This window comes from Paracoccus sp. (in: a-proteobacteria) (genome assembly GCF_047973135.1).
In the GTDB taxonomy this organism is placed as follows: Bacteria; Pseudomonadota; Alphaproteobacteria; order Rhodobacterales; family Rhodobacteraceae; genus Paracoccus.
On record NZ_JBKEBL010000106.1, the window covers coordinates 1 to 1693 of the forward strand.

Genomic DNA, 1693 nt, shown 5'->3' on the forward strand with positions numbered 1-1693 from the left:
CCGGCACGATCATCTCGATCCCGTCCGTGCGACCGGCCGCATCCGTGCTCTCTTTCCATTCGTTGATCCAAGAATACCGATGCAGCCGCCCCTAGGCGGGCTGGCGGATCGAAGTGCGCACAGTGGTCGATTGAAGCCGGTCCAGTGCTGCCTTAAGGCGCTGATAGTCACGCGCGGAAGCGCCCCGGCCGATGAAGCCCAGGATCTCATAGGGCGTGGCCGCCATCAGCCGCGAGGTGCGCAGGCCCGCATCGCGCGCCTCGACAATCTGGCTGGCTGCCCAGATCAGGATATCGGCATCCCAGATCGTGGCCATGCCGTGATCGGGCACCGCCTCGACCCGGATCGAGACCTTGCCCGCCGTGAAGTCGATGGGCGCCACCCGGCGGGATTTGGAGAGGGAAAAGAACGGATAGGACATCAGGTCCTGCGCATCACGGGGCGCGATCTCGCCCGGCAACGCGCGGAACAAATCGAGCTGGCCGCGTTCTGATATGCGCCGGTTGGTCATGGGGCCGCCCATGATCAGCGCACAACGGGGCTGGGCAGCGGGCGCTCAACCAGCGCATGCCGCTTGGCGGGCAGCACCCGGCCACCGCGCGGGTCGCTGGTCGAGGTCACCGCCCCGCGCGAGACCCAGGCCTCAAGATCCTCCAGCGCATAGACCACCCGCCCGCCCAGCTTGTGATAGGCGGGGCCGGTGCCATAGGTGCGGTGCTTCTCCAGCGTCCGGGGCGAGAGCGACACGAACCGCGCCGCCTCCTTGGTGCGCAGGTAGCGTGGCGGAAGGGGAGCGGTGTCGGCTTGCATGATCGGGCCTCCGTCGGGCATGGCGCGCCGCCGGAAAGCGGCGGCTGTCGGAGGTCAGAATGGCGAAGGGAAACCGGCGGGATGCAGTGGGGAGACAGGGGGTGGTGAATGCGCACATCGGCAAGGCGCATGGAGAGCGGTAAGAAGATCTGCGATTTGATTGACAGAAGCGTGGCGACGACGGCTGGGAAGAGGTGCCGCCGCCCAAGGCTTGCTTTAACGCAGGCCTCCGACGGCGCTTTCAATTACCCACAAGTGCTGATCTCCGCGCCGATTGAGAGTGTCCGATTTTATGGAATGGCCCGCCCCACGGACGGCATCGCGTATTGTGATGTCGATAGGTTGATGGGAGGCGGGAGCCATGATGATTTCGATACTTGGCGTTGATCTGGGCAAGGACATCTGCAGCGTTGTCGGTCTCGACGACGGCGGCGGGGTGCAGCTTCGTCGGCGGATGCGCCGCAAGACGCTGATGCGGTTTGCCGCGGATCTTCCGGTCTGCGTGATTGCGATGGAGTCGTGCTGCGGCGCGCATCACATCGGCCGGATATTCGCCGATCAGGGCCACGAGGTGCGGCTGATGCCGCCCGAATATGTGCGTCCTTATGTCAGGCGCAGAAGAACGACGATCGCGATGCCGAAGCGATTGCGGAAGCTGCCTCGCGCCCGACCATGCGCTTCGTGACGCTGAAGACGCAGGAGCAACTCGACATGCAGTCGGTTCACCGGGTGCGTCAGAGGCTGGTCGGTGTCCGGCGGACATTGGTGAACCAACTCCGGGCAATCCTGTTCGAGCGCGGCATCAGCATCGCACAGGGCCGAGTGAAGCTGGAACGCGCCGTCGACGAGATGCTGTCTGGGTCTGACGTTCCGCTGAGCCCCA

1 protein-coding gene and 2 pseudogenes are annotated in these 1693 nt (G+C 65.0%); 1 reads left to right on the plus strand and 2 read right to left on the minus strand.

Annotation, left to right across the window (positions count from 1 at the left end; all coding sequences use genetic code 11):
* Nucleotides 1–523: pseudogene (locus tag ACK5L9_RS08215) on the minus strand (replication initiator protein A); the annotation flags it as partial.
* Between the two features lie 2 nt (nucleotides 524–525).
* Complete coding sequence (locus tag ACK5L9_RS08220; protein WP_416910982.1) at nucleotides 526–810, minus strand: helix-turn-helix transcriptional regulator; 285 nt, start codon at nucleotides 808–810, stop codon at nucleotides 526–528.
* 361 nt (nucleotides 811–1171) lie between these two features.
* Here ACK5L9_RS08220 and ACK5L9_RS08225 point away from each other — a divergent pair.
* Nucleotides 1172–1693: pseudogene (locus tag ACK5L9_RS08225) on the plus strand (IS110 family transposase); the annotation flags it as partial.